Origin of the sequence: Cruoricaptor ignavus, assembly GCF_014961145.1 — a bacterium.
Taxonomy (GTDB): domain Bacteria; phylum Bacteroidota; class Bacteroidia; order Flavobacteriales; family Weeksellaceae; genus Cruoricaptor; species Cruoricaptor ignavus.
Genome location: NZ_CP063145.1, coordinates 1,091,645 through 1,111,337, shown reverse-complemented (window position 1 = coordinate 1,111,337; position 19,693 = coordinate 1,091,645). Strand labels below are relative to the sequence as shown.

The following is a 19,693-nucleotide window of genomic DNA, read 5'->3' as shown; positions in this document are numbered from 1 at the left end:
CGGTTAAGCAGATTTAAGTTTGTTGGTTGGTTCAAAAATAAACAAATCTTTTGGTTTCTGAAGGTTGATACCCTGATGGCTTCTTCGATGGTATCCGCTAATAAAATCCCTAATTCCTTCGTACAGTTCCCAGCCCGATTCCACAGGGTTTAAGTAGATATAATCGTACTTTATCGTCCTGAAAAAGCGTTCAATATAAATATTGTCCGTAGCCCTGCCTTTGCCATCCATACTGATTTTTACGCCGTGAGTTTCCATGCAATCTAGCCAGTTTGATGAAGTATACTGGCTCCCTTGGTCGGAGTTAACGATTTCAGGCTTGCCATATTTCTTTATCGCCTCATTCATCGCCGAAGTCTGGGTTTCCATCTCCAAAGTGTTGGAAAGCTGCCAGCCCACAATATACCGGCTGTACACATCGATAATCGCCGTAAGGTACATAAAGCCCCTTTTCATCGGGATGTAGCTGATGTCTATCTGCCAAACCTGGTTGGGTCTTTCTATTTTTAAACCCCTCAAAAGATACGGTCGAATATAGCTTGTCTTGCCCAATTTACTCAAATTTCTTTTAGGGTAAATGGTGGCGATGCCCATCACCTGCATCAGGCGGCGAACCCTCTTCCGGTTCACGATAAAGCCTATTTCCCTGAGTTCCCGGGTGATCCTTCGGATGCCAAAACTGGGATATTTCAGGTGGATTTTATCGATTTCCGTCATCAATATTAAATTTGCATCGCGTTCTCTTTGCGGACTATAATACAAATTACTCCTGTTGATGCATAGTAAATCGCACTGTTTGCGGATGCTCAGCCGGTGCTTCCTGTCTATCATTTCCTGTCTTTCCTTTATTCCTCGAGCATCCCTAAGTTTTTTTTTAGAAAATCGATTTCTATCTGCAGCTGCCCGATTTTCTGATAGAGCTTTTCCTCTTTCCCGGCGGAGTGTTCTTTTTTCTTTTCTAAAGCAAAAACCTGCTCGGACTTGCTTAAAAATTCCTTCTTCCAGTTTTGGATTTGCTGGGGATGGACTTCGAACCGGGAGGCTAATTCTGCCAACGTTTGCCTTTCTTTCAGTGCTTCGAGGGCAACCTGTGCCTTGAAGCTTGGAGTAAATTTTCGTCTTTGTTTTTTCATCTTTTTACGAGTTAAAATTAATTCTTTTTTTTAAACTTAACTCGTGGTCTGAGTTTAGGGGTACATTATATATCAACTGTTTTCAGAAAAGGTTTCACTTCATACAATTTATCTGCCAAATAAAGTTGTTTCATTTTATACAAATAAAAAAGTTCATTTTTTTTATCATTTTCTAAAGCACAATCTATAGTAATTTGGAGACTGTCATTTAATTGTTTTTTTAATTTTTTATAATCTTCGCTTGAAAAATTACTATTAGAATTGATCCCAGTCCTGTCAAAAGTCATCCAAAGAGAATATCTTTTCAAATATAAATCTTGAAATTTTTCATAACACTTTTCTTCGTTCTTTTTACAACTAAGAAAAAGAAAAAAAATACATAATATAGATATTTTATAGTTAATCATTACCTTACTCTAATTATATGGGTAGTTGTTATAGCTCCTGTTGCACCTGCAGGAATTTTGTAGGTAAGACCTACATTTACTCTTATTACAGAATTTAGAGGCACTGTAAATTTAGCAGTGGATAAAACTGCTGCACTACCTTGTGTAGTGTACACTCTATAATCCATCCTTGCATTAATTCCAAATCCTTTATTAACCAAAAAACCGGCATCAATTATATTACCATTGGGGCCAACAATGTCATAATTAGCTATATAAGAGCCCGTAGTATTCATTTTTGCAACTTGTGTTGTCATATTAACATCAACAGTCCCGTCATCATAATAGGTTAAATCAGAAGTCGTCATACTTTGTGAGCCTGTTGGCGCAAACATTCCTTTACCATTTCCAACCTGATTTGTAGGATTTTCGCGAGTAATAACAGATTGTCCGCCTCTACTTCCTTTCGATAAGGAATGATTTTGACTTTTGCTAATTAATCTTTTACTTCTTAATGGTTTTCGAGGATCTTCTCCATTATCAAATCCACTCATTTTATGCATCGCGTGGTTCAATCCTGCAACTACCCCACCAATCAAAGCTCCTTGCCAAAAATTACCACCAGATAGTTCTGCACCTATGCCACCACCTAATGCTCCAAAAGCAATCATTGCACCGCCACTTGTTCCCATTATGCTACTCCAGCCACTTGCACCTAAACTTCCCGCAAAGCCCGCAACAGCAGAACTTAAAAAGTTTTGCCCCTGCATCAAACCTAATACACCTTGTGAGATAGCGTGGCAACCACCTTGCACTACAGCTGTACCAAACTTCCCTAAAGCATCGGCTATTTGAGTTGCTGTTCCTGCAGCATTTGTAAATATACTACCTATACCAAAACTTGCAGCTCCACCGACGGCTCCAAAAAACATAGATTTCAAAGCTCCTCCAAGTTGCCATTTTTGTCCAGTTAATGCTACTGATAAAGTATACGTAACAAGACCAGCACCTGCTCCAATTATAGCGGCCGTTATAAGACCAGCTAAAAATTTAGAGGCCATTCCGGCAAGAAAACCAAATATAAAGAATTCCCCACTCGGATCACTAAACATCAACGGATTATTCAGTACATACCCATACTTGTTGTAGTTCTGGGTGTTGAACATATCCTGGATGTTCTCGTCGGCATTTAAAAACCTTCTCAGCAATGGATCATACAATCTTCCGTTCATGTGTATGAGGCCGACTTCGGCAAAATGTTCGTGGGATGTGTAGCCGCGGTCAACCAATAGACCCCCGTTGGATAAGAAATCCCTAATCTGGTTTTCGTCGGTCACAATTGCTCCGCCATTAATCTGCAGGTGGGTGAGGTTGCCCCAAGCGTCATAGTGGCGTTGCTCAATCTTATTCCCAGCCTCGTCGCTTATCGACAGAATACTGCCCAGGTAGTCCTTGTGCAAAAATTTATAAGATCCGCTGCTCTCTGTATAGTTTTTAAAATATACAATATTTACCTCATAAGACAAACCTCATTAAAAAACCAAAAAGAACTTCTGCGCTTTTGCAGGCAAATGCCTGCAAAAGTTTGTTATTGTTATTTTTTATCTCTTAAACCCCGATGGTTATGGAAAATCAACATGCCTGGAAGATTACCTATTTTTTTTAATACACCCTTTTCAGTAGATTGACGAATCTAATTGTTTTTTTATATAATCAATTGAATTATTTGTTATATATACATTATTCGAAAGAAGATATTTAAACTCTAATTCAAATATTTTTTCAAAAAATTCTTTGTGTTGTAAAATTGGAGTAATAACACCATATTTAGATTCATATATTTTAGATATGCTTTCAAAATGTTCTGCTTTGAAAACTACCAATTCGTGAGAAAAATCTAAGTATTTATTTTCTCCAATACTAATATCTGACTTATGACCTCCGCTCACATATCTACACCAATTACTTGTCATCCAACTATTATAAGAAGACAAAGGAGAATAAAATAATTGTTCCGAATTATTCTCAACTTTAATTTTAAAATCATAAGGAAATTTAAAACATGCTCCATTCGTTTTATCTCCTGAAAAAAAATAAAAATATTTTTCATTAAACAATGAACACATATTTTTAATCTCTTTTAACTTTGCATTATTTAATACATCAGCATCATTTTTGACATTTAATATTATTTTATTACTAATATTATTCAAATCAAATTTTTTTGCATAATAAAGACAATTGTCAATATCTTTTTCACTTAAAAATTGGGTATAATTTTTAAATATATTATCATCAAAAAAGAATAAAATATAATTTTTAGGTATATTTAATTGTAATTCATTTTTCATTTTTATGGTTTTATAGTAAATCTTATTTTAAATAAATACTTTGTTGTTTCATTATAAATCTGCATCGATGGTATTCCACCAGAAGTTGAAGTATAAAAAGAACCACTATAATTATTTATTTTAAAAGGATATACAATATCACCATTTGGTCTATATATTGGGGTAGAATTCTGTGTATATCCAGTAAATAAGTTATTATAATCGGATTGTGAAATGTTTATATTACCATTTAAATTACCTTTTCCCGTAATATTAAATTCATCAACATTTTGAATAATCTCGTTCGGTTTTGGCGTGACTTTCACTCCATCTCCCAAATCCCGAAGTTTTAAATTTCCGTCTCCATTGCCCATTATTACTTCTTCGCTAGGCATACCCATTTCCACTTTAGGAATTTTTCCGACAGTAGTCGTCTTTGGGGCATTATTCAGAGCCCACGCACTCCTACCTACGGCTATTTCCTTGCCTGTCCAAATATTTCCCCTTGTTCCGACACCTGTAGTGGTAACTTTTGCATTTGCTATTCCCTGTTGTATTCCTCCTACAGCTCCACCAATAATAGCACCGCCAATTGCTCCAGAAATAAAACCTCTTACAATACTTCTTCCTATACTCTCGCCGAAGATTACCGCATTTCCTAATCCACTTATTGCTCCTCCAACTGCACCTCCTACCAATCCTGCAATTGCACCTCCAAGAACACCACCTTGTATCCCCCAACTAGAAGCCGCAAAAACCGCCGCCGAACTTCCTGCCATTGCTCCAACACCACCGCTTATTGCTCCAAATACTGCACCTAACGCAATCTTTCCCCAAGTTGCCTTCCAATCCCATTTAAATGGATTTAATGTTCCGTTTGCTGAAGCTCCTGTAATGTAAGCTCCAATAATTGCTCCGACAATAAACCAAATAAACTCTCCTGAAGGATCTGCATACATCAAAGGATTATTCAATACATATCCATACTTGTTATAGTTCTGGGTGTTGAACATATCCTGTATGTTCTCGTCGGCGTTCAGGAACCTGCGCAATAGTGGGTCGTAGAGCCTTCCGTTCATGTGGATAAGCCCTACCTCGGCAAAATGCTCGTGGGAGGTGTAACCTCTGTCAAGAAGCAATCCGCCGTTGGATAGGAAATCCCGTATCTGGTTCTCGTCCGTCATGATGGCTCCGCCGTTCACCTGCAGGTGGGTGAGATTGCCCCAAGCGTCAAAATGCCTTTGCTCAATTTTATTTCCAGCCTCGTCGCTAATGGCTAAAATACTTCCCAGATAATCTTTGTGTAAAAACACAAACTTCGCCTGCGCTTCTTGGAAGTTTTTCAAATATACAATATTACTTTCATAGGGCGAACCACCAATGTAAATCAAGTGTTTTTCTTGTCCTGTTTGGTTGTTTCTAATGATTTCATAGCTGCCATCTTCACTGTAATATTTGGTAAATTTGCCCTCGCCATCTGCGGCAAAGTTCCCGCCGTAAGTCGCCATCTGGCGCATCTCGGTAAGACCGTACTCAAACCTTACATGTTTGTTGAGATTATTGCTATTAAACGAAAAGGGCTTTTATTCTTGCACAAATTAAAATGCCTGCACTTGTTTTGATACTATTCCTTATTTTATCCCTAAATCCCATATTATGACAAACCGACATGTCCACAACCAATTAAAAAGCTTTAACAAGCAAAATAATTAATAATATTGGTGGTAACCATATTATAATTGCTGATAAAATATAAACGACTCTAATTTGAAACTCATTATATCTTAAATTATCTAATGTGGTTTTTTTTAAAAAAACAAATATTGAGATAGCAAATAAAAAATATCCAATATATTTCGCTAAACGAAGATTATTTAAAAATCTAAAATGCATTAAAATATTTTCATTGGGTTTGCCTAATACAAAATGTAAAAACTGAGGAAATAAAAATTGTAAATATAACAAAATCAATATTATAAACCACATCAAACTATTAGTATATGCAACATATTCTGTTTTACTATACTTTTTCAAAAATTGATAAATGGTGTATGGTAAGAATAATATTAACTTTTTCATTTTACAAAATTATAAATTGGAGAGGGCGGCGTTAAAAAATTACTTATATTTTTATAAACTTCGTGCCCTAATGATTTACCATTGTAAAAATTAGTATCTATGAATTTTCCAATTTCACCATAAATGAAGTCTGAAGCTCCAATCGCGTCACTAATTGATAACACCCAACCGGTAACAGACGTTGCAACTCCGCCTGAAACAACTGTAGTAATACCTAACGCACTAATTGTTGATATAACCTTAACCAAGCCTGCTGTTGTAGGATTTTGGATATAATCATTTATAGCCAATCCAACTGATGCAGCCCCTAATGCTTTACCCGCAACACCAATAATGTTCTTAAACTTTAATCCTATCTTACCTAAATCATCTGGATTTTTAACTAAGGATAGAATTGCTTCTTTTGTAGCATTGTTTACACCCAATCCATCTAATGCTGACTTCAATTTTTCGTATGCAGTTTTCTTTGGTTTAGGATCAAAATCAAACTTATGCATCGCATGATTCAATCCTGCAACAATACCTCCAATTACTGCACCTTGCCAGAAGTTTCCACCAGTAAGTTCTGAACCTATACCGCCACTAAGTGCTCCAAATGTTATCTGCCCAAGCGCTTTATTAGCAAAATCTGAACCTACAACAGCGCCAAAAGCATAAGCTCCCAAACTTCCTAAAGCCCCCGACCAAAATGCCTGCTGGAATGTACCACCTTGCATTAACGACATTACACCTTGCGCAACAGCATGGGTACCCGCCTGAACGATTGCTAAACCAACGCCTCCAACGGCTTCTTTTATTGCAGTTCCCGTTGCAGTAAGTGCCGTGCTTCCTGCGACGCTAAAAATGCTCCCTATGCCAAAAGTTACCGCGCCAGAAATACCTCCCCATAAAGTCGATTTTAAAAATCCTTTAAGAGTAATGGCCTGCCCCATTATTGCGCTGGATACCAGATAGCTTGCCGCTCCAATTACCGCACCGACAATTACTGCAGACCAAAAATAACCAACCAATGGTATCAAGAAAAATACTTCACCACTCGGGTCGTTGTACATCAGCGGGTTGTTCAGCACATACCCGTACTTGTTGTAGTTCTGCGTGTTGAACATATCCTGGATGTTCTCGTCGGCATTAAGGAACCTGCGCAATAGTGGGTCGTAGAGCCTTCCGTTCATATGGATGAGCCCAACCTCGGCAAAATGCTCGTGTGAGGTGTAGCCTCTATCTACGAGAAGACCTCCGCTGGATAGAAAATCTCTTATCTGGTTTTCGTCGGTCACAATTGCTCCGCCATTAACCTGCAGGTGCGTGAGGTTGCCCCACGCATCGTAATGCCTTTGCTCAATCTTATTCCCAGACTCGTCGCTGATGGCCAGTATGCTGCCCAGGTAGTCCTTATGCAAAAATTTGTAAGAACCGCTGCTCTCTGTATAATTCTTAACGAAGATGATGTTGCTTTCGTATGGAGAACCTCCTATATACAGCACATGCTTCTCCTCCCCAGTCTGGTTATTCCTCGTCACCTCGAAGGAGCCGTCCTCGCTGTAATACTTTGTAAACCTGCCCTCGCCAGTATTTGCAAAGTTTCCGCCGTATGTGGCCATCTGGCGCATCTCTGTGAGTCCGTATTCAAACCTTACATCGCCCTTTACACCGTTTATAAATACAGGGTCGTTGTTCTCGTTATAGACGATGGTCTGCACAAGGTCGTTTGCAAGTTTCTGCTGTCCCGCAGCATTCAATACGACGGAGGTTGGCCTATAGACAAACTGGTTGTTCTCGAACTTCACACTTCCCAGCATGTCGTTCTCCTTTATCCTTCCCTCGGCGTCATAGCCGTTGGACGACATGCCGCCGGTTCTCGGGTTCGTCCAGGAAACAAGCCGGTTGTTATCATCATAGCTAAAGCTCTCGAGAATATTGAAATCGCCACCCGTGTTGCGGCTGAGCAGCTCGTTCTTCACCGCGTCGAAGCGGTAGTTCACCTGCAGGATAGTCTTATTCGGCGTCGTGTGGCTGACGCTCATCAGGAAACCGCACTGGTCGTAAATGTTCAGGATATCCGTAGCGCCGAGTTTTGCCCGAGTTACCTGCCCCTTGGCATTGGCCTTCTGCAATTCCCACAGTACCTTGCCGGTATTCTTATCCTTCAGCTGGAAAAGTTCGCCGCTCCAGCTATCATATACATTCTCTATGGTTACCTTAGTGGTAACACCGTTGGAAGATAGTCCCTTCTCACAAGAGGCTGATGGACATCTACTCTTCTTCTTCCAAAACGGTTGATGCATTAATGAAACTGGAACTTCCTTCCGGTGTTGATGTAGAAATTAAAGTGTGATAAATGCCGGAAGATGGAAGTCGAAAGACTGAAGTTTTTCAGCAACCACAAATAATGTTTCCGTACGCTGAGCAAAACCGAAGCGTACCATGATAGAAAATCCGTTCCTTTTTAGGGAGCGGATTTTTTGTTTGGAATCATTCTAAATTTCTTTAAAACATGTTTTTTGTCATAGAAAATTTGCATAGTTTTAGTTTTAGTTTTAGTTTTAGTTTAGCTGCACTAACAAACAAAATTTTAGTGTTATGAAAAAGTTATTAATTGTTGCAGCACTTGGTGTCGTAGGTTTGATGAGTGCAAAAGGCGGCGTAGAAGAACAAAAAAAGAACAGGCACCTAAAAAAAATGTTGAGTACTCCAATAAGAATAAAAAAGTTCCAGAAGGCTGCTTCCCATTCACTTTGTCGTGCGGAGTACAAGGAACCGCTTGTGGCGACAATACTGCAGAATTAGCTTTTCTGATATGGGAAGTTGATAAAGCAATTTGTGGTAAGTAATTTCTAAATATATTAAAGCATTATCCCTCTTCATAAGGAGGGCTTTTTGATTGAAAGATGAATAAAATTATTTTTATTATTGCTATATTAATTAGTTGTGTATTCAAGTCTCAAGATGTTGTAATAGACAGCTTAAAATATCATGCAGATTATATTTTGACATATCAAAGCGATTCTACAGATCTAAATAGTAGGAAGCAGGAAAATTTTATATTGTTTATTGGAAGAAAGAAATCGCTATTCGTTTCAGAAAATACTTTTAAAAGAGACTCTATAAGAAACGAGGTAGTGAAAAGCAATAACCTTTCAGGATTAAATTTAGCGAATGTGCCAAAATCTGCATTTTCTTATCGGATTGTAAAAGATATTCCGGAAAAAACAGTTTCATTTTATGATTTGCTTTTTAGAACAGCAATAAACTATACCGAAAAAATGCTTCTTGATTGGGTAATAACCTCTCAAAAAGAAAACATTGAGAATATGGAATGCGGTATAGCGTATTTAAATTATGGGGGCAGAAAATATAAAACCTGGTATTCGTTAGATATAGCTATACCAGAAGGTTATCCTGTCCCCCAAATTTCGACCACGGTTAAGCAGATTTAAGTTTGTTGGTTGGTTCAAAAATAAACAAATCTTTTGGTTTTTGATGATTAATTCCTTGGTGTCTTCTTTGGTTATATTCATCAATAAAATCTCTAATACCATCTCTCAATTCCCATGCTGATTCTATTGCATACAAGTAAATGTAATCATATTTTATCGTTCTAAAAAAGCGTTCAATATAAATATTGTCCGTAGCTCTACCTTTTCCGTCCATGCTGATTTTTATGCCATGTCCTTCCATGCAATCTAGCCAGTTTGATGAAGTATACTGGCTCCCTTGGTCGGAGTTAACGATTTCAGGCTTGCCATATTTCTTTATCGCCTCATTCATCGCCGAAGTCTGGGTTTCCATCTCCAAAGTGTTGGAAAGTTGCCAGCCCACAATATAGCGGCTATACACATCGATAATCGCCGTAAGGTACATAAAGCCCCTTTTCATCGGGATGTAGCTGATGTCTATCTGCCAAACCTGGTTGGGTCTTTCTATTTTTAAACCCCTCAAAAGATACGGTCGAATATAGCTTGTCTTGCCCAATTTACTCAAATTTCTTTTAGGGTAAATGGTGGCGATGCCCATCACCTGCATCAGGCGGCGAACCCTCTTCCGGTTCACGCTAAAGCCCATTTCCTTGAGTTCCCGGGTGATCCTTCGGATGCCAAAACTGGGATATTTCAGGTGGATTTTATCGATTTCCGTCATCAATATTAAATTTGCATCGCGTTCTCTTTGCGGACTATAATACAAATTACTCCTGTTGATGCATAGTAAATCGCACTGTTTGCGGATGCTCAGCCGGTGCTTCCTGTCTATCATTTCCTGTCTTTCCTTTATTCCTCGAGCATCCCTAAGTTTTTTTTTAGAAAATCGATTTCTATCTGCAGCTGCCCGATTTTCTGATAGAGCTTTTCCTCTTTCCCGGCGGAGTGTTCTTTTTTCTTTTCTAAAGCAAAAACCTGCTCGGACTTGCTTAAAAATTCCTTCTTCCAGTTTTGGATTTGCTGGGGATGGACTTCGAACCGGGAGGCTAATTCTGCCAACGTTTGCCTTTCTTTCAGTGCTTCGAGGGCAACCTGTGCCTTGAAGCTTGGAGTAAATTTTCGTCTTTGTTTTTTCATCTTTTTACGAGTTAAAATTAATTCTTTTTTTTAAACTTAACTCGTGGTCTGAGTTTAGGGGTACATTATAGGTCCGTATAAGTTCTCCGGATTACCCGGGCTTATTCTTAAAATGGAGGATGAAAAGGGTTACTACAAATTTGAATTGTCAAATTTTAAAGATGTTTCAAAACAAAGAAGTTTAATCGCCATGGAAAGCAGGCTATTCAATGGTACTTCAGCCACTAAGCAACAATATTTATCTGCTAAAAATAATTATATTGATAACATGGGAGAGGAGTTAAGGCGCTCCGGAATCATAATTGGGAATGATGCCTTAAAAAACGCACAGAATCGTGAGAGGAAAAAAAATAATCCTATCGAACTTAAACCATGATAGAAATCCGCTCTCCAAAAGAGAGCGGTTTTTTTATTTCTGCAGAAAATTCTGCGCAATGGCCAAATTTGAAAAAAATGCCAACAGCAAGCGCTAAAGCGCAAAGCTTTTCATCAGAAAAAAGTCTTTATTAAATTTTCGCTAGCGGTGAAGAATATATTTTACAATTGTATTATTCATCCGTTAATTTTACTTTTATCTGTATAAAATTTTCTATATTTGAGAATTCAAAAATCCATTACTATGGGAAATTTTTACCAAAAGTCTATTTTTACAGCGGCTGCTGTAGTGGCCGCCAATGTTTTCGTACTGGCACAATCGTTCACCATAAATAAGGTAAGGTATGATGTGGTTTCTGCGGCCGATAAAACCGTGAAGGTTGGCGTAAGTGCTACTGCTACCGGAGAAATCACAATTCCTGAAACGGTGCAGAACAACGGCACGGATTACCGCGTGATTGCCATTGGTGAAAATGCCTTCTACAACAATGAGAAAATTACCGGTGTGGAACTTCCTTCCTCGGTGAAGAAAATTGATGCCAATGCATTTATGAACGCATCGGAGCTTTCGTCCATCACGCTGAACGAAAGCCTGGAATCCATTGCAACCGGCGCTTTCTACTCCTGCTCTTCATTAAAAAGGGTGGATATTCCGGCAAGCGTAAGCACCATTGGTGACAATGCCTTCACGGATTCCTGGTTTATCGCCGCTTTCAAAGTTAATGAGGCCAGCCAGCATTTCAAAAGCGTGGAAGGCGTGCTGTACAGCAAGGATGGAAGCGTGCTCGTGAAGTACCCTGCCGGAAAACAGGGCGATTCCTTCAGCGTTCCCAATACGGTGAAAACGATGGGCACCGCTGCTATGGAAGGTTCCAGGCTTTACTATATCAATCTGCCAAATTCGCTGGAAACCATTTCTGAAGCGGCCTTCGTGAACTGCCTAAGGCTGATGGAAATTAAAATTCCGAACGGTGTAAAGTCCATCGGTGTGAATGCCTTTCTCAGCTGCATTTCCCTGCAGGTTATCGAGATTTCGGAAAGCGTGGAAACCATCGGACAGCAGGCCTTCCTGAACTGCCCGAAACTTGGCATCATCTATGTGGCGGAAAACAATCCTAAATTCACCTCTGAAGGTGGCGTGCTTTTCGACAAGGCAAAGAAAGTGCTAATCAATTTCCCGGTGATGATTGGCACGGATTACAAAATGCCTGCTACGGTAGAAGAAATCGGGCGCTACTCAATGAGCAACGCTCTGGCGCTGAATGTTCTGCGCCTGCCTGCCAGCCTGAAGAAAATTTCGCGCTACGCACTTTTCGGCTCTAAAAACCTGAAAACTATTTACTGTGCAGCTACTATTCCGCCAGCTTTGGAAGTTGCTGCGCTGGACCAGATGCCGAGAGCTAACATCGTGCTGAAAGTGCCTGTAGGTGCTGGCGATGCATACAGAGCTGCGGCGATCTGGAAGGAATTTAAAATTGAGGAAGATGCAGCGATGGCCACTTCCGAAAATGCGAAAACTTCAGTGAAGATCTATCCTCCGCAAACTTCTGGCAGCCTTTTCATCGAACAGCAAAATCCCGCTGAGCTTACCATATATAATATGAGTGGCCAATTGATAAAAAGCTACAAGCTGAGCGCTGGTAAAAACACGGTGGATATCAGCAGGGAAGCTGCCGGCATATACCTCTTGAAAATAGGCGGCGAAACTTACAAGGTTTTGAAGAGGTAGAATTAACCACATAAAGTATCAAGGGCCAATCTTTATCGATTGGCTTTTTTCGTGCTGGTTTTCAAAATTTTAGAAATAATTTGCAAAATGTTTTTGCGGGTTCAGGAATTATTCCTAAATTTGCACTCTCATTTTGAGCGAAAAGTGTGCCTATATCAGAAATAGAAATCACTGAAACTCAGGAGGAAACCACGGATAACTTTATATTTTATATAACAATGTCAGGTATTATTGGTAAGAAAATCGGGATGACTTCCCTTTTTGACGAGAACGGAAAGAATGTTCCGTGTACCGTCATCCAGGCGGGGCCTTGCTCGGTTTTGCAGGTCAGAACCGTAGAGAATGACGGCTATGTAGGCTATCAGCTCGGTTTCGATGACAAAAAGGAGAAGAATGTCTCCAAGGCGATGCTAGGCCACTTCAAGAAAGCAGGCTCCTCGCCGAAGGCGAAACTTGTGGAATTCCACCACGGTTTCGATCATTTGAAAGTTGGCGACGAGGTGACCGTGAAGCTGTTCTCCGAAGGAGAGTTTGTGGATGTTACGGGGACTTCCAAGGGTAAAGGCTTCCAGGGCGTGGTGAAAAGGCACGGCTTCGGCGGTGTAATGCAGGCTACGCACGGGCAGCACAACAGGCTGAGAGCACCAGGTTCCATTGGTGCCGGATCCGACCCTTCAAGAGTTTTCAAAGGGATGAAAATGGCCGGAAGAATGGGAGGCGAGCAGGTAACTGTGCAGAACCTCCAGGTGTTGAAAGTAGATGAGGAGCAAAACCTTCTGATTGTAAAAGGTGCGGTTCCGGGAGCTAAAAATTCTTATGTAGTTATCAGAAGATGGAACTAACAGTATTTAACATAAAAGGCGAAGATACGGGCAAAAAAGTGCAGCTGGATGATTCTGTATTCGGGATCGAGCCAAATCAGCACGCTGTGTATCTGGAAGTGAAACAATACCTTGCCGCGCAGCGCCAGGGCACGCATAAATCCAAAGAGAGAAGCGAGATTACGGCTTCTACCAAGAAGCTGAAAAAGCAAAAGGGCTCCGGCTCGGCGCGCTATGGCGATATCAAATCGCCAACTTTCAAGGGTGGTGGCCGCGTATTCGGCCCTAAGCCGAGGGATTACAGGTTTAAGCTGAACAAGGCTGTGAAGCGTTTGGCGAAAAAGTCTGTACTGTCTCAGAAGATGAGGGATAACTCCATCAAAGTTGTGGAGTCTTTCAGCTTTGAAACGCCTAAGACTAAGGAGTTTATCACGATCAATAACGCGCTTGGTTTCGAGGGTAAGAAATCTCTTTACATTCTTCCGGAAGCCAATCAGAATGTGTACCTATCTTCCCGCAACCTTCCGAAAACGAAGGTGCTGACTTATAACGAGATCAGCTCCTACGATCTGATGAATGCAGGTGATATCGTGTTCATAGACAGCGCAGTAGAGAAGTTCACTGAAATTTTAAAGAAATAAATCATTATGTCAGTTATCATAAAACCGGTAATTTCAGAAAAGGCAAGCTACCTGACTGATTTGAGAGGTGTTTATTCCTTCCTGGTGGATCCGGCTGCGAATAAAATCCAGATCAAGGATGCGGTAGAGCAAACTTATGGTGTAAAGGTATCCGATGTGAATACGATGATTTATGCACCTAAAGTTTCCAGAAGGTATACGAAGAGAGGACTGCAGGTAGGCAAGACCAACAAGCTGAAAAAAGCTGTGGTGAAGCTTGCAGAAGGAGAAGTAATTGATATTTTCTCTGTTTAAAATGGAAAGTAAGCTTTTGGCAGTAGGCGGCAAGCTTTCTGCCAAAAGCTTAGAGCATAAAGCAATAATCATTTAACAATTAGTAATGTCTGTTAGAAAATTAAAACCTATCACCCCGGGACAGAGATTCAGAGTTGTGAACAACTTTGAGGAAATTACTACCAACAGGCCTGAGAAGTCTCTCACAGTCGGTATTAAGAAGTCTGGTGGGCGTAACAACACTGGTAAGATGACCATGCGTTACACCGGAGGTGGACACAAGCGGAAATACAGAATTATTGACTTCAAGCGAAACAAATTTGATGTAGAGGCTGAAGTAAAATCTGTAGAGTACGACCCGAACAGGACAGCCTTCATCGCCCTGGTAGAATATACCGATGGAGAGAAGAGGTACATCATCGCACCGAATGGCATCAAGGTGGGGCAGAAGATCGTGTCCGGGGAGAATGTGGAACCAAACATCGGTAATGCAATGAAGCTCAGGAACATCCCGCTTGGTACGGTGATTTCCTGCATCGAGATGCGGCCCGGGCAGGGCGCTATTATGGCGAGATCCGCAGGATCTTCCGCGCAGCTGACCTCCCGCGACGGGAAGTATGCGATCATTAAACTCCCTTCCGGTGAGTCCAGAATGATCCTTGTGGAGTGTATGGCAACCATCGGTTCCGTATCCAACTCCGATCACCAGCTTACCGTTTCCGGTAAGGCAGGCCGCAGCAGATGGCTTGGAAGAAGGCCAAGGACAAGAGCCGTGGTAATGAACCCTGTAGACCACCCGATGGGTGGTGGTGAAGGTAGATCTTCCGGCGGCCACCCGAGATCTCGCAAAGGTATGCCGGCTAAGGGATACAAAACCAGAAAGAAAAATAAAACTTCGAACCGCTATATCGTATCTAAAAGGAAATAATTATGGCTAGATCACTTAAAAAAGGGCCTTTTATCGCACATCATTTAGATAAGAAGGTTCAGGCAAATATAGAATCAGGAAAGAAAACTGTAATAAAAACTTGGTCCAGAGCTTCCATGATCTCTCCGGACTTTGTAGGCCAGACCATCGCAGTACATAACGGCAAAACTTTCGTGCCTGTGTATGTCACTGAAAACATGGTAGGGCACAAGCTTGGCGAATTTTCTCCGACAAGATCCTTCCGAGGACACGCAGGTAACAAAAATAAAGGCAGCAGATAATCATTATGGGATCAAGAAAACAGGACAGCGCACTTGCGCGCAAAGAAATGAACAGGGATGTGGTAAAGGCACGCCTGAATGACTGCCCGTCCTCTCCCCGCAAGATGAGACTCGTTGCTGATATCATCCGCGGAGAGAGTGTTGATAAGGCTCTCTACATCCTTAAATATTCCAAAAAAGAAGCATCGAACAAGCTGGAAAAACTCCTGCTTTCCGCAATGGCGAACTGGCAGGTGAAGAACGAGGGCGCGGACATAGAGGAGGCAAACCTTATCGTTAAAGAAATCTATGTGGATAGCGCACGCCAGCTGAAAAGGCTTCGTCCAGCACCGCAGGGCAGGGGGCACAGAATCCGCAAGAGAAGCAACCATGTGACAATCATTTTAGGCAATAAAGAAATCTAATTCAAGGTATGGGACAGAAGACAAATCCAATTGGCAACAGGTTAGGCATCATCAGAGGATGGGACTCTAACTGGTATGGCGGGAACGACTATGGCGACCGTATCAAGGAAGATTATCAGATCAGAAAATACCTTGGAGCAAGACTTTCTAAGGCCAGCGTTTCCAGAATTTATATCGAAAGAACGCTTAAGCTTGTTACCGTTACCATCACCACTGCGCGCCCCGGGCTGATTATTGGCAAAGGCGGACAGGAAGTGGATAAGCTGAAAGAGGAGCTCAAAAAGCTTACCGGCAAGGATGTTCAGATCAACATCTTTGAAATCAAAAGACCGGAGCTGGATGCGGTGCTTGTTTCTGAAAGCATTGCCAAGCAGATCGAAAACCGTATCTCTTACAGAAGGGCGGTAAAGATGGCGATGGCTTCCACAATGAGGATGGGAGCAGAAGGTATTAAAGTTATGATTTCCGGCCGTCTGAACGGAGCGGAGATGGCAAGGAGCGAATCCTTCAAGGAGGGCCGTATCCCGCTTTCTACTTTCCGTGCAGATATCGATTACAACTGGGCAGAGGCGCACACCGCTTACGGCAGGCTTGGCGTAAAAGTCTGGATCATGAAGGGAGAAGTGTACGGCAAGCGCGAGCTTACTCCGCTGGTAGGTCAGCAGAAGAAGGCATCTGCAGGAAGGGGAGACCGCCCGGAGCGCGGTGAGAGAGAGCGTCGCCCAAGAAGAAACAATAATTAATTAGGGTTAGAAGTAGGAAATTAGAAATTAGAACTTCCGTTACAAGCGCTGATTGAAAATTATCTAACATCTAACATCTATTATCTAACATCTAATATTCAAATAAAATGTTACAACCAAAAAGAGTAAAATTCCGTCGTGTTCATAAGATGAAGATGAAGGGAAATGCGCAGCGGGGTAGCCAGCTTGCGTATGGAACTTTCGGCATCAAGGCGGTGGAAGGAGCTTGGATTACTGCAAGGCAGATAGAGTCAGCCCGTATTGCAGCGACGAGATATATGAAAAGGGAGGGGCAGCTTTGGATTAAAATCTTCCCGGATAAGCCGATTACCAAGAAACCTGCGGAAGTTCGTATGGGTAAGGGTAAGGGTGCTGTAGAATATTGGGTAGCGGTAGTAAAGCCTGGTAAGATTATGTTTGAAGTCGGCGGGGTACCTTACGAGACTGCAAAGGAGGCATTGCGCCTCGCGGCTCAGAAGCTGCCGATCGTTACCAAGTTTGTAGTAGCTAATGATTTTGTAAAACCTGAATAAATCTTACCGAAATGAAACAAGCTGAAATTAAAAACTTAAGCGCTGAAGATTTGCAGGCACAGCTGGCTCAGACTACTGCGGAGTACCAAAGGATAAAGCTGGCGCACAAGATCAGCCCGGTAGAGAATCCGATGCAGATTAAGAATATGCGCAGAACCATCGCGAGACTGAATACAGAAATAGCATCTAGACAACAATAAGTCCCTTTTTGAAAATGGAAAGAAATTTAAGAAAAGAAAGAATCGGAGTGGTTTCCAGCAACAAAATGGATAAGACGATTGTTGTAAGCGAGACTGCGAGAATGAAACACCCGATGTATGGTAAGTTTGTACTAAAGACGAAGAAATACCATGCACACGATGAGAAGAACGAGTGCCAGGAAGGCGATACAGTATTAATCCAGGAGACACGCCCGCTCAGCAAGAGCAAAAGATGGAGACTGGTGAGAATTATTGAAAAAGCGAAGTAATGTTACAGACAGAATCAAGATTAAAAGTTGCTGATAACACCGGTGCGAAGGAGGTGCTGGTAATCAGAGTGCTGGGCGGTACCAGAAGAAGATATGCTTCCGTAGGTGATAGAATCGTCGTGACTATCAAAGATTCTACCCCATCCGGGAATGCGAAGAAAGGCCAGGTTTCCAAAGCTGTAGTGGTGCGCACGAAGAAGGCTGTAAGGAGGAAGGACGGCTCTTATATCAAGTTTGATGATAATGCCTGCGTGCTTCTGAACGCGGCAGGGGAGATGAGGGGGACCCGCGTGTTCGGCCCTGTGGCAAGAGAATTGAGAGATAAAGAATATATGAAGGTGATTTCCCTTGCGCCTGAAGTACTTTAACCCTTTAAACTATTCTGATAATGACTAAAGTTAAAATAAGAAGAGGTGATAATGTGATCGTTACCACCGGCAGAAATAAAGGTCTTAAAGGTGAGGTACTGGAAGTGATCCGCAAGGAGGGCAAAGACCCGCGCGTGGTGGTTGCCGGCGTAAATGTTGTGAAAAGACACACAAAACCTTCAGCCGCCAATCCGCAGGGAGGTATTGTAGAGAAAGAAGCGCCGCTCCACATCTCCAATGTATCCCTCATGGATGAAACCGGGAAACCAACGAAAGTCGCTTACAAAATCGATGGCGACAGAAAAGTGAGAATCGCTAAAACAACCGGTAAAGAAATCTGATCATGGAATATATCGCAAGACCAAAACAAAAATACAAATCCGAAATCATCCCGGCGATGATGGAGGAGTTCGGATATAAGAGCGTAATGCAGGTGCCAAAGCTTGAAAAGATCGTAATCTCTCAGGGGCTTGGCGATGCTACAGCTGATAAGAAAATCATCGATTATGCAGTGGAGGAACTTACCGCAATCGCAGGTCAGAAGGCTGTAGGTACCATATCCAAAAAAGATGAGGCTGCATTTAAACTCAGAAAAGGTATGCCCGTAGGAGCGAAGGTGACCCTCCGAGCAGACAGAATGTATGAGTTTCTGGACAGACTTACTTCCTCAGCGCTGCCGCGCATCCGCGACTTTAACGGAATTAAGGCAGATGGCTTCGACGGAAGAGGCAATTATAACTTAGGTATTACCGAGCAGATCATCTTCCCGGAAATCGTTATCGACAAAGTGAAGAAGATCCAGGGTATGGACATCACATTTGTGACTACTGCGAAGACGGACAAAGAGGCGAAGTCTTTGCTTACCCACTTCGGTCTACCATTTAAAAAGAAATAAGAATGGCAAAAGAATCAATGAAAGCGCGCGAGCGCAAAAGAGAAGCTATGGTAGCGAAATATGCCGAGAAGCGCAAAGCTCTGAAAGAAGCCGGAGACTACGAGGCACTGCAGAAACTACCGAAAAACGCTTCGCCGGTAAGGCTGCACAACCGCTGCAAGCTTACAGGTAGGCCAAGGGGCTACATGAGGACATTTGGCATCTCCAGAGTTACCTTCCGCGAGATGGCAAACCAAGGCCTCATCCCTGGCGTGAAAAAAGCAAGTTGGTAACGAGTTTTTACATCAGGACAGGTAAGTTTAATAGTTTAAATACTGCCTGTCATTAACCAATAATTAAATTAAATGTTAACAGATCCAATTTCAGATTTCCTGACAAGAGTAAGGAACGCACAATGCGCAGGCCACAAAGTGGTGGAAATTCCTGCATCGAAAATCAAAAAGGAGATTACCAAGATTCTGTTTGATCAGGGTTATATCGCAAACTATAAGTTTGAGGATAATGCTGTTCAGGGGAATATCAAGATCGCCTTGAAGTATGATAAAAAAACCGGTAAGCCGGCCATTAAGTCAATTCAGCGGGCGTCCCGTCCGGGTCTGCGTTATTACGCAGGTGCCGACGAACTGCCAAGGGTGCTTAACGGTCTGGGTATCGCGGTGATTTCTACTTCCAAAGGCGTGATGACTGGCAAGCAGGCTAAGAACGAGCATGTGGGCGGCGAGGTAATTTGCTATGTTTATTAATATTTTTAA

Annotated in this window: 28 protein-coding genes and 3 pseudogenes; 21 read left to right on the top strand and 10 right to left on the bottom strand. The window is 41.7% G+C overall.

The features are described 5' to 3' along the window. Nucleotides 1-3: 3 nt before the first annotated feature. The 8 genes and pseudogenes from IMZ16_RS05380 to IMZ16_RS05345 form a co-directional block, all read right to left on the bottom strand. Nucleotides 4-993 carry an IS3 family transposase gene (locus IMZ16_RS05380; RefSeq protein ID WP_227411579.1) on the bottom strand — a complete coding sequence of 330 codons (990 nt, stop codon included), beginning with the start codon at nt 991-993 and terminating at the stop codon, nt 4-6. Beyond that, nucleotides 945-1,133: pseudogene (locus IMZ16_RS05375) on the bottom strand (transposase); the annotation flags it as partial. The gene IMZ16_RS05380 and the pseudogene IMZ16_RS05375, both read right to left, overlap by 49 nt. A gap of 65 nt (nt 1,134-1,198) precedes the next feature. Further along, on the bottom strand, nt 1,199-1,540 hold the full coding sequence (locus IMZ16_RS05370; protein WP_193439187.1) for a hypothetical protein: 342 nt from the start codon (nt 1,538-1,540) through the stop codon (nt 1,199-1,201). Then, a complete protein-coding gene (locus IMZ16_RS05365) occupies nt 1,540-3,045 on the bottom strand; it encodes an RHS repeat domain-containing protein (RefSeq protein WP_193439186.1) in 1,506 nt (501 codons plus the stop codon). The genes IMZ16_RS05370 and IMZ16_RS05365 overlap by 1 nt, the downstream gene beginning before the upstream one ends. Nucleotides 3,046-3,195: 150 nt before the next feature. Continuing rightward, on the bottom strand, nt 3,196-3,870 hold the full coding sequence (locus IMZ16_RS05360; RefSeq protein ID WP_073180959.1) for a hypothetical protein: 675 nt from the start codon (nt 3,868-3,870) through the stop codon (nt 3,196-3,198). Nucleotides 3,871-3,872: 2 nt separating this feature from the next. Beyond that, nucleotides 3,873-5,357: an RHS repeat domain-containing protein gene (locus tag IMZ16_RS05355; RefSeq protein ID WP_227411481.1), complete on the bottom strand. Its 1,485-nt coding sequence runs from the start codon at nt 5,355-5,357 to the stop codon at nt 3,873-3,875. Nucleotides 5,358-5,532: 175 nt separating this feature from the next. Continuing rightward, a complete protein-coding gene (locus IMZ16_RS05350) occupies nt 5,533-5,928 on the bottom strand; it encodes a hypothetical protein (RefSeq protein WP_073180947.1) in 396 nt (131 codons plus the stop codon). Then, complete coding sequence (locus IMZ16_RS05345; protein WP_227411578.1) at nt 5,925-7,529, bottom strand: RHS repeat domain-containing protein; 1,605 nt, start codon at nt 7,527-7,529, stop codon at nt 5,925-5,927. The genes IMZ16_RS05350 and IMZ16_RS05345 overlap by 4 nt, the downstream gene beginning before the upstream one ends. A gap of 629 nt (nt 7,530-8,158) precedes the next feature. Here IMZ16_RS05345 and IMZ16_RS10355 point away from each other — a divergent pair. From IMZ16_RS10355 to IMZ16_RS05335, 3 genes and pseudogenes are all read left to right on the top strand, one after another. After that, a pseudogene (locus tag IMZ16_RS10355) lies at nt 8,159-8,263 on the top strand (30S ribosomal protein S10); the annotation flags it as partial. 245 nt (nt 8,264-8,508) lie between these two features. Beyond that, nucleotides 8,509-8,715 carry a hypothetical protein gene (locus tag IMZ16_RS05340; protein WP_193439183.1) on the top strand — a complete coding sequence of 69 codons (207 nt, stop codon included), beginning with the start codon at nt 8,509-8,511 and terminating at the stop codon, nt 8,713-8,715. 101 nt (nt 8,716-8,816) lie between these two features. After that, entirely contained in the window at nt 8,817-9,365 is a 549-nt protein-coding gene (locus IMZ16_RS05335) for a GLPGLI family protein (protein ID WP_193439182.1), read from the top strand. Here IMZ16_RS05335 and IMZ16_RS05330 read toward each other — a convergent pair. Beyond that, on the bottom strand, nt 9,352-10,341 hold the full coding sequence (locus tag IMZ16_RS05330) for an IS3 family transposase (protein WP_227411574.1): 990 nt from the start codon (nt 10,339-10,341) through the stop codon (nt 9,352-9,354). The genes IMZ16_RS05335 and IMZ16_RS05330 overlap by 14 nt on opposite strands. After that, nucleotides 10,293-10,481 (bottom strand): annotated as a pseudogene (locus IMZ16_RS05325) (transposase); the annotation flags it as partial. The gene IMZ16_RS05330 and the pseudogene IMZ16_RS05325, both read right to left, overlap by 49 nt. A 112-nt stretch (nt 10,482-10,593) precedes the next feature. Between IMZ16_RS05325 and IMZ16_RS05320 the strand changes: the two are divergent. The 18 genes from IMZ16_RS05320 to rpsH all read left to right on the top strand — a co-directional run bounded on the left by IMZ16_RS05320 (nt 10,594) and on the right by rpsH (nt 19,684). Further along, nucleotides 10,594-10,857, top strand: coding sequence for a hypothetical protein (locus tag IMZ16_RS05320; RefSeq protein WP_193439179.1), 264 nt, complete (start codon nt 10,594-10,596; stop codon nt 10,855-10,857). Next, nucleotides 10,854-10,991, top strand: a complete 138-nt coding sequence (locus tag IMZ16_RS05315; protein ID WP_193439178.1) for a hypothetical protein — start codon at nt 10,854-10,856, stop codon at nt 10,989-10,991. Before IMZ16_RS05320 ends, IMZ16_RS05315 begins: the two co-directional genes overlap by 4 nt. Before the next feature lie 85 nt (nt 10,992-11,076). Continuing rightward, nucleotides 11,077-12,585, top strand: a complete 1,509-nt coding sequence (locus IMZ16_RS05310) for a leucine-rich repeat protein (RefSeq protein ID WP_193439177.1) — start codon at nt 11,077-11,079, stop codon at nt 12,583-12,585. Between the two features lie 218 nt (nt 12,586-12,803). Then, the gene (gene rplC, locus IMZ16_RS05305) at nt 12,804-13,427 is read left to right on the top strand and encodes a 50S ribosomal protein L3 (protein ID WP_073177629.1); all 624 of its coding nucleotides are present in this window, start codon (nt 12,804-12,806) and stop codon (nt 13,425-13,427) included. Further along, nucleotides 13,418-14,047: a 50S ribosomal protein L4 gene (gene rplD, locus IMZ16_RS05300; protein ID WP_073177628.1), complete on the top strand. Its 630-nt coding sequence runs from the start codon at nt 13,418-13,420 to the stop codon at nt 14,045-14,047. The genes rplC and rplD overlap by 10 nt, the downstream gene beginning before the upstream one ends. 6 nt (nt 14,048-14,053) lie before the next feature. Further along, entirely contained in the window at nt 14,054-14,341 is a 288-nt protein-coding gene (gene rplW / locus IMZ16_RS05295; protein ID WP_073177626.1) for a 50S ribosomal protein L23, read from the top strand. A gap of 85 nt (nt 14,342-14,426) precedes the next feature. After that, on the top strand, nt 14,427-15,248 hold the full coding sequence (gene rplB, locus IMZ16_RS05290) for a 50S ribosomal protein L2 (RefSeq protein WP_073177624.1): 822 nt from the start codon (nt 14,427-14,429) through the stop codon (nt 15,246-15,248). A 2-nt stretch (nt 15,249-15,250) separates the two neighbouring features. Continuing rightward, a complete protein-coding gene (gene rpsS, locus IMZ16_RS05285; RefSeq protein ID WP_073177622.1) occupies nt 15,251-15,529 on the top strand; it encodes a 30S ribosomal protein S19 in 279 nt (92 codons plus the stop codon). A 5-nt stretch (nt 15,530-15,534) separates the two neighbouring features. Further along, nucleotides 15,535-15,933 (top strand): 50S ribosomal protein L22, encoded by a 399-nt coding sequence (rplV, locus tag IMZ16_RS05280; RefSeq protein WP_073177620.1) that lies wholly within the window; start codon nt 15,535-15,537, stop codon nt 15,931-15,933. Nucleotides 15,934-15,941: 8 nt separating this feature from the next. After that, the gene (rpsC, locus tag IMZ16_RS05275; protein WP_073177618.1) at nt 15,942-16,676 is read left to right on the top strand and encodes a 30S ribosomal protein S3; all 735 of its coding nucleotides are present in this window, start codon (nt 15,942-15,944) and stop codon (nt 16,674-16,676) included. A 107-nt stretch (nt 16,677-16,783) separates the two neighbouring features. Beyond that, complete coding sequence (rplP, locus tag IMZ16_RS05270) at nt 16,784-17,209, top strand: 50S ribosomal protein L16 (protein ID WP_073177616.1); 426 nt, start codon at nt 16,784-16,786, stop codon at nt 17,207-17,209. Nucleotides 17,210-17,220: 11 nt separating this feature from the next. After that, complete coding sequence (rpmC, locus tag IMZ16_RS05265) at nt 17,221-17,409, top strand: 50S ribosomal protein L29 (protein ID WP_193439176.1); 189 nt, start codon at nt 17,221-17,223, stop codon at nt 17,407-17,409. Nucleotides 17,410-17,423: 14 nt separating this feature from the next. Next, entirely contained in the window at nt 17,424-17,678 is a 255-nt protein-coding gene (gene rpsQ / locus IMZ16_RS05260) for a 30S ribosomal protein S17 (protein ID WP_073177613.1), read from the top strand. Continuing rightward, nucleotides 17,678-18,046 carry a 50S ribosomal protein L14 gene (gene rplN, locus IMZ16_RS05255; protein WP_073177612.1) on the top strand — a complete coding sequence of 123 codons (369 nt, stop codon included), beginning with the start codon at nt 17,678-17,680 and terminating at the stop codon, nt 18,044-18,046. The genes rpsQ and rplN overlap by 1 nt, the downstream gene beginning before the upstream one ends. Before the next feature lie 20 nt (nt 18,047-18,066). Continuing rightward, nucleotides 18,067-18,387: a 50S ribosomal protein L24 gene (gene rplX / locus IMZ16_RS05250; protein ID WP_193439175.1), complete on the top strand. Its 321-nt coding sequence runs from the start codon at nt 18,067-18,069 to the stop codon at nt 18,385-18,387. Nucleotides 18,388-18,389: 2 nt separating this feature from the next. Further along, nucleotides 18,390-18,941 (top strand): 50S ribosomal protein L5, encoded by a 552-nt coding sequence (rplE, locus tag IMZ16_RS05245; RefSeq protein ID WP_073177608.1) that lies wholly within the window; start codon nt 18,390-18,392, stop codon nt 18,939-18,941. A 2-nt stretch (nt 18,942-18,943) separates the two neighbouring features. Beyond that, entirely contained in the window at nt 18,944-19,213 is a 270-nt protein-coding gene (gene rpsN / locus IMZ16_RS05240; protein WP_002661334.1) for a 30S ribosomal protein S14, read from the top strand. Nucleotides 19,214-19,285: 72 nt separating this feature from the next. Continuing rightward, nucleotides 19,286-19,684, top strand: coding sequence for a 30S ribosomal protein S8 (gene rpsH, locus IMZ16_RS05235; protein WP_193439174.1), 399 nt, complete (start codon nt 19,286-19,288; stop codon nt 19,682-19,684). Nucleotides 19,685-19,693: the final 9 nt, after the last annotated feature.

What these genes read in the sequence shown, in the direction of transcription:
- IMZ16_RS05370 (WP_193439187.1), bottom strand. Translation starts at nt 1,540, where the DNA reads ATGATTAACTATAAAATATCTATATTATGTATTTTTTTTCTTTTTCTT.
- IMZ16_RS05360 (WP_073180959.1), bottom strand. Translation starts at nt 3,870, where the DNA reads ATGAAAAATGAATTACAATTAAATATACCTAAAAATTATATTTTATTC.
- IMZ16_RS05355 (WP_227411481.1), bottom strand. Translation starts at nt 5,357, where the DNA reads ATGGCGACTTACGGCGGGAACTTTGCCGCAGATGGCGAGGGCAAATTT.
- IMZ16_RS05350 (WP_073180947.1), bottom strand. Translation starts at nt 5,928, where the DNA reads ATGAAAAAGTTAATATTATTCTTACCATACACCATTTATCAATTTTTG.
- IMZ16_RS05345 (WP_227411578.1), bottom strand. Translation starts at nt 7,529, where the DNA reads ATGGCCACATACGGCGGAAACTTTGCAAATACTGGCGAGGGCAGGTTT.
- IMZ16_RS05340 (WP_193439183.1), top strand. Translation starts at nt 8,509, where the DNA reads ATGAAAAAGTTATTAATTGTTGCAGCACTTGGTGTCGTAGGTTTGATG.
- IMZ16_RS05335 (WP_193439182.1), top strand. Translation starts at nt 8,817, where the DNA reads ATGAATAAAATTATTTTTATTATTGCTATATTAATTAGTTGTGTATTC.
- IMZ16_RS05320 (WP_193439179.1), top strand. Translation starts at nt 10,594, where the DNA reads ATGGAGGATGAAAAGGGTTACTACAAATTTGAATTGTCAAATTTTAAA.
- IMZ16_RS05315 (WP_193439178.1), top strand. Translation starts at nt 10,854, where the DNA reads ATGATAGAAATCCGCTCTCCAAAAGAGAGCGGTTTTTTTATTTCTGCA.
- rplC (WP_073177629.1), top strand. Translation starts at nt 12,804, where the DNA reads ATGTCAGGTATTATTGGTAAGAAAATCGGGATGACTTCCCTTTTTGAC.
- rplD (WP_073177628.1), top strand. Translation starts at nt 13,418, where the DNA reads ATGGAACTAACAGTATTTAACATAAAAGGCGAAGATACGGGCAAAAAA.
- rplW (WP_073177626.1), top strand. Translation starts at nt 14,054, where the DNA reads ATGTCAGTTATCATAAAACCGGTAATTTCAGAAAAGGCAAGCTACCTG.
- rplB (WP_073177624.1), top strand. Translation starts at nt 14,427, where the DNA reads ATGTCTGTTAGAAAATTAAAACCTATCACCCCGGGACAGAGATTCAGA.
- rpsS (WP_073177622.1), top strand. Translation starts at nt 15,251, where the DNA reads ATGGCTAGATCACTTAAAAAAGGGCCTTTTATCGCACATCATTTAGAT.
- rplV (WP_073177620.1), top strand. Translation starts at nt 15,535, where the DNA reads ATGGGATCAAGAAAACAGGACAGCGCACTTGCGCGCAAAGAAATGAAC.
- rpsC (WP_073177618.1), top strand. Translation starts at nt 15,942, where the DNA reads ATGGGACAGAAGACAAATCCAATTGGCAACAGGTTAGGCATCATCAGA.
- rplP (WP_073177616.1), top strand. Translation starts at nt 16,784, where the DNA reads ATGTTACAACCAAAAAGAGTAAAATTCCGTCGTGTTCATAAGATGAAG.
- rpmC (WP_193439176.1), top strand. Translation starts at nt 17,221, where the DNA reads ATGAAACAAGCTGAAATTAAAAACTTAAGCGCTGAAGATTTGCAGGCA.
- rpsQ (WP_073177613.1), top strand. Translation starts at nt 17,424, where the DNA reads ATGGAAAGAAATTTAAGAAAAGAAAGAATCGGAGTGGTTTCCAGCAAC.
- rplN (WP_073177612.1), top strand. Translation starts at nt 17,678, where the DNA reads ATGTTACAGACAGAATCAAGATTAAAAGTTGCTGATAACACCGGTGCG.
- rplX (WP_193439175.1), top strand. Translation starts at nt 18,067, where the DNA reads ATGACTAAAGTTAAAATAAGAAGAGGTGATAATGTGATCGTTACCACC.
- rplE (WP_073177608.1), top strand. Translation starts at nt 18,390, where the DNA reads ATGGAATATATCGCAAGACCAAAACAAAAATACAAATCCGAAATCATC.
- rpsN (WP_002661334.1), top strand. Translation starts at nt 18,944, where the DNA reads ATGGCAAAAGAATCAATGAAAGCGCGCGAGCGCAAAAGAGAAGCTATG.
- rpsH (WP_193439174.1), top strand. Translation starts at nt 19,286, where the DNA reads ATGTTAACAGATCCAATTTCAGATTTCCTGACAAGAGTAAGGAACGCA.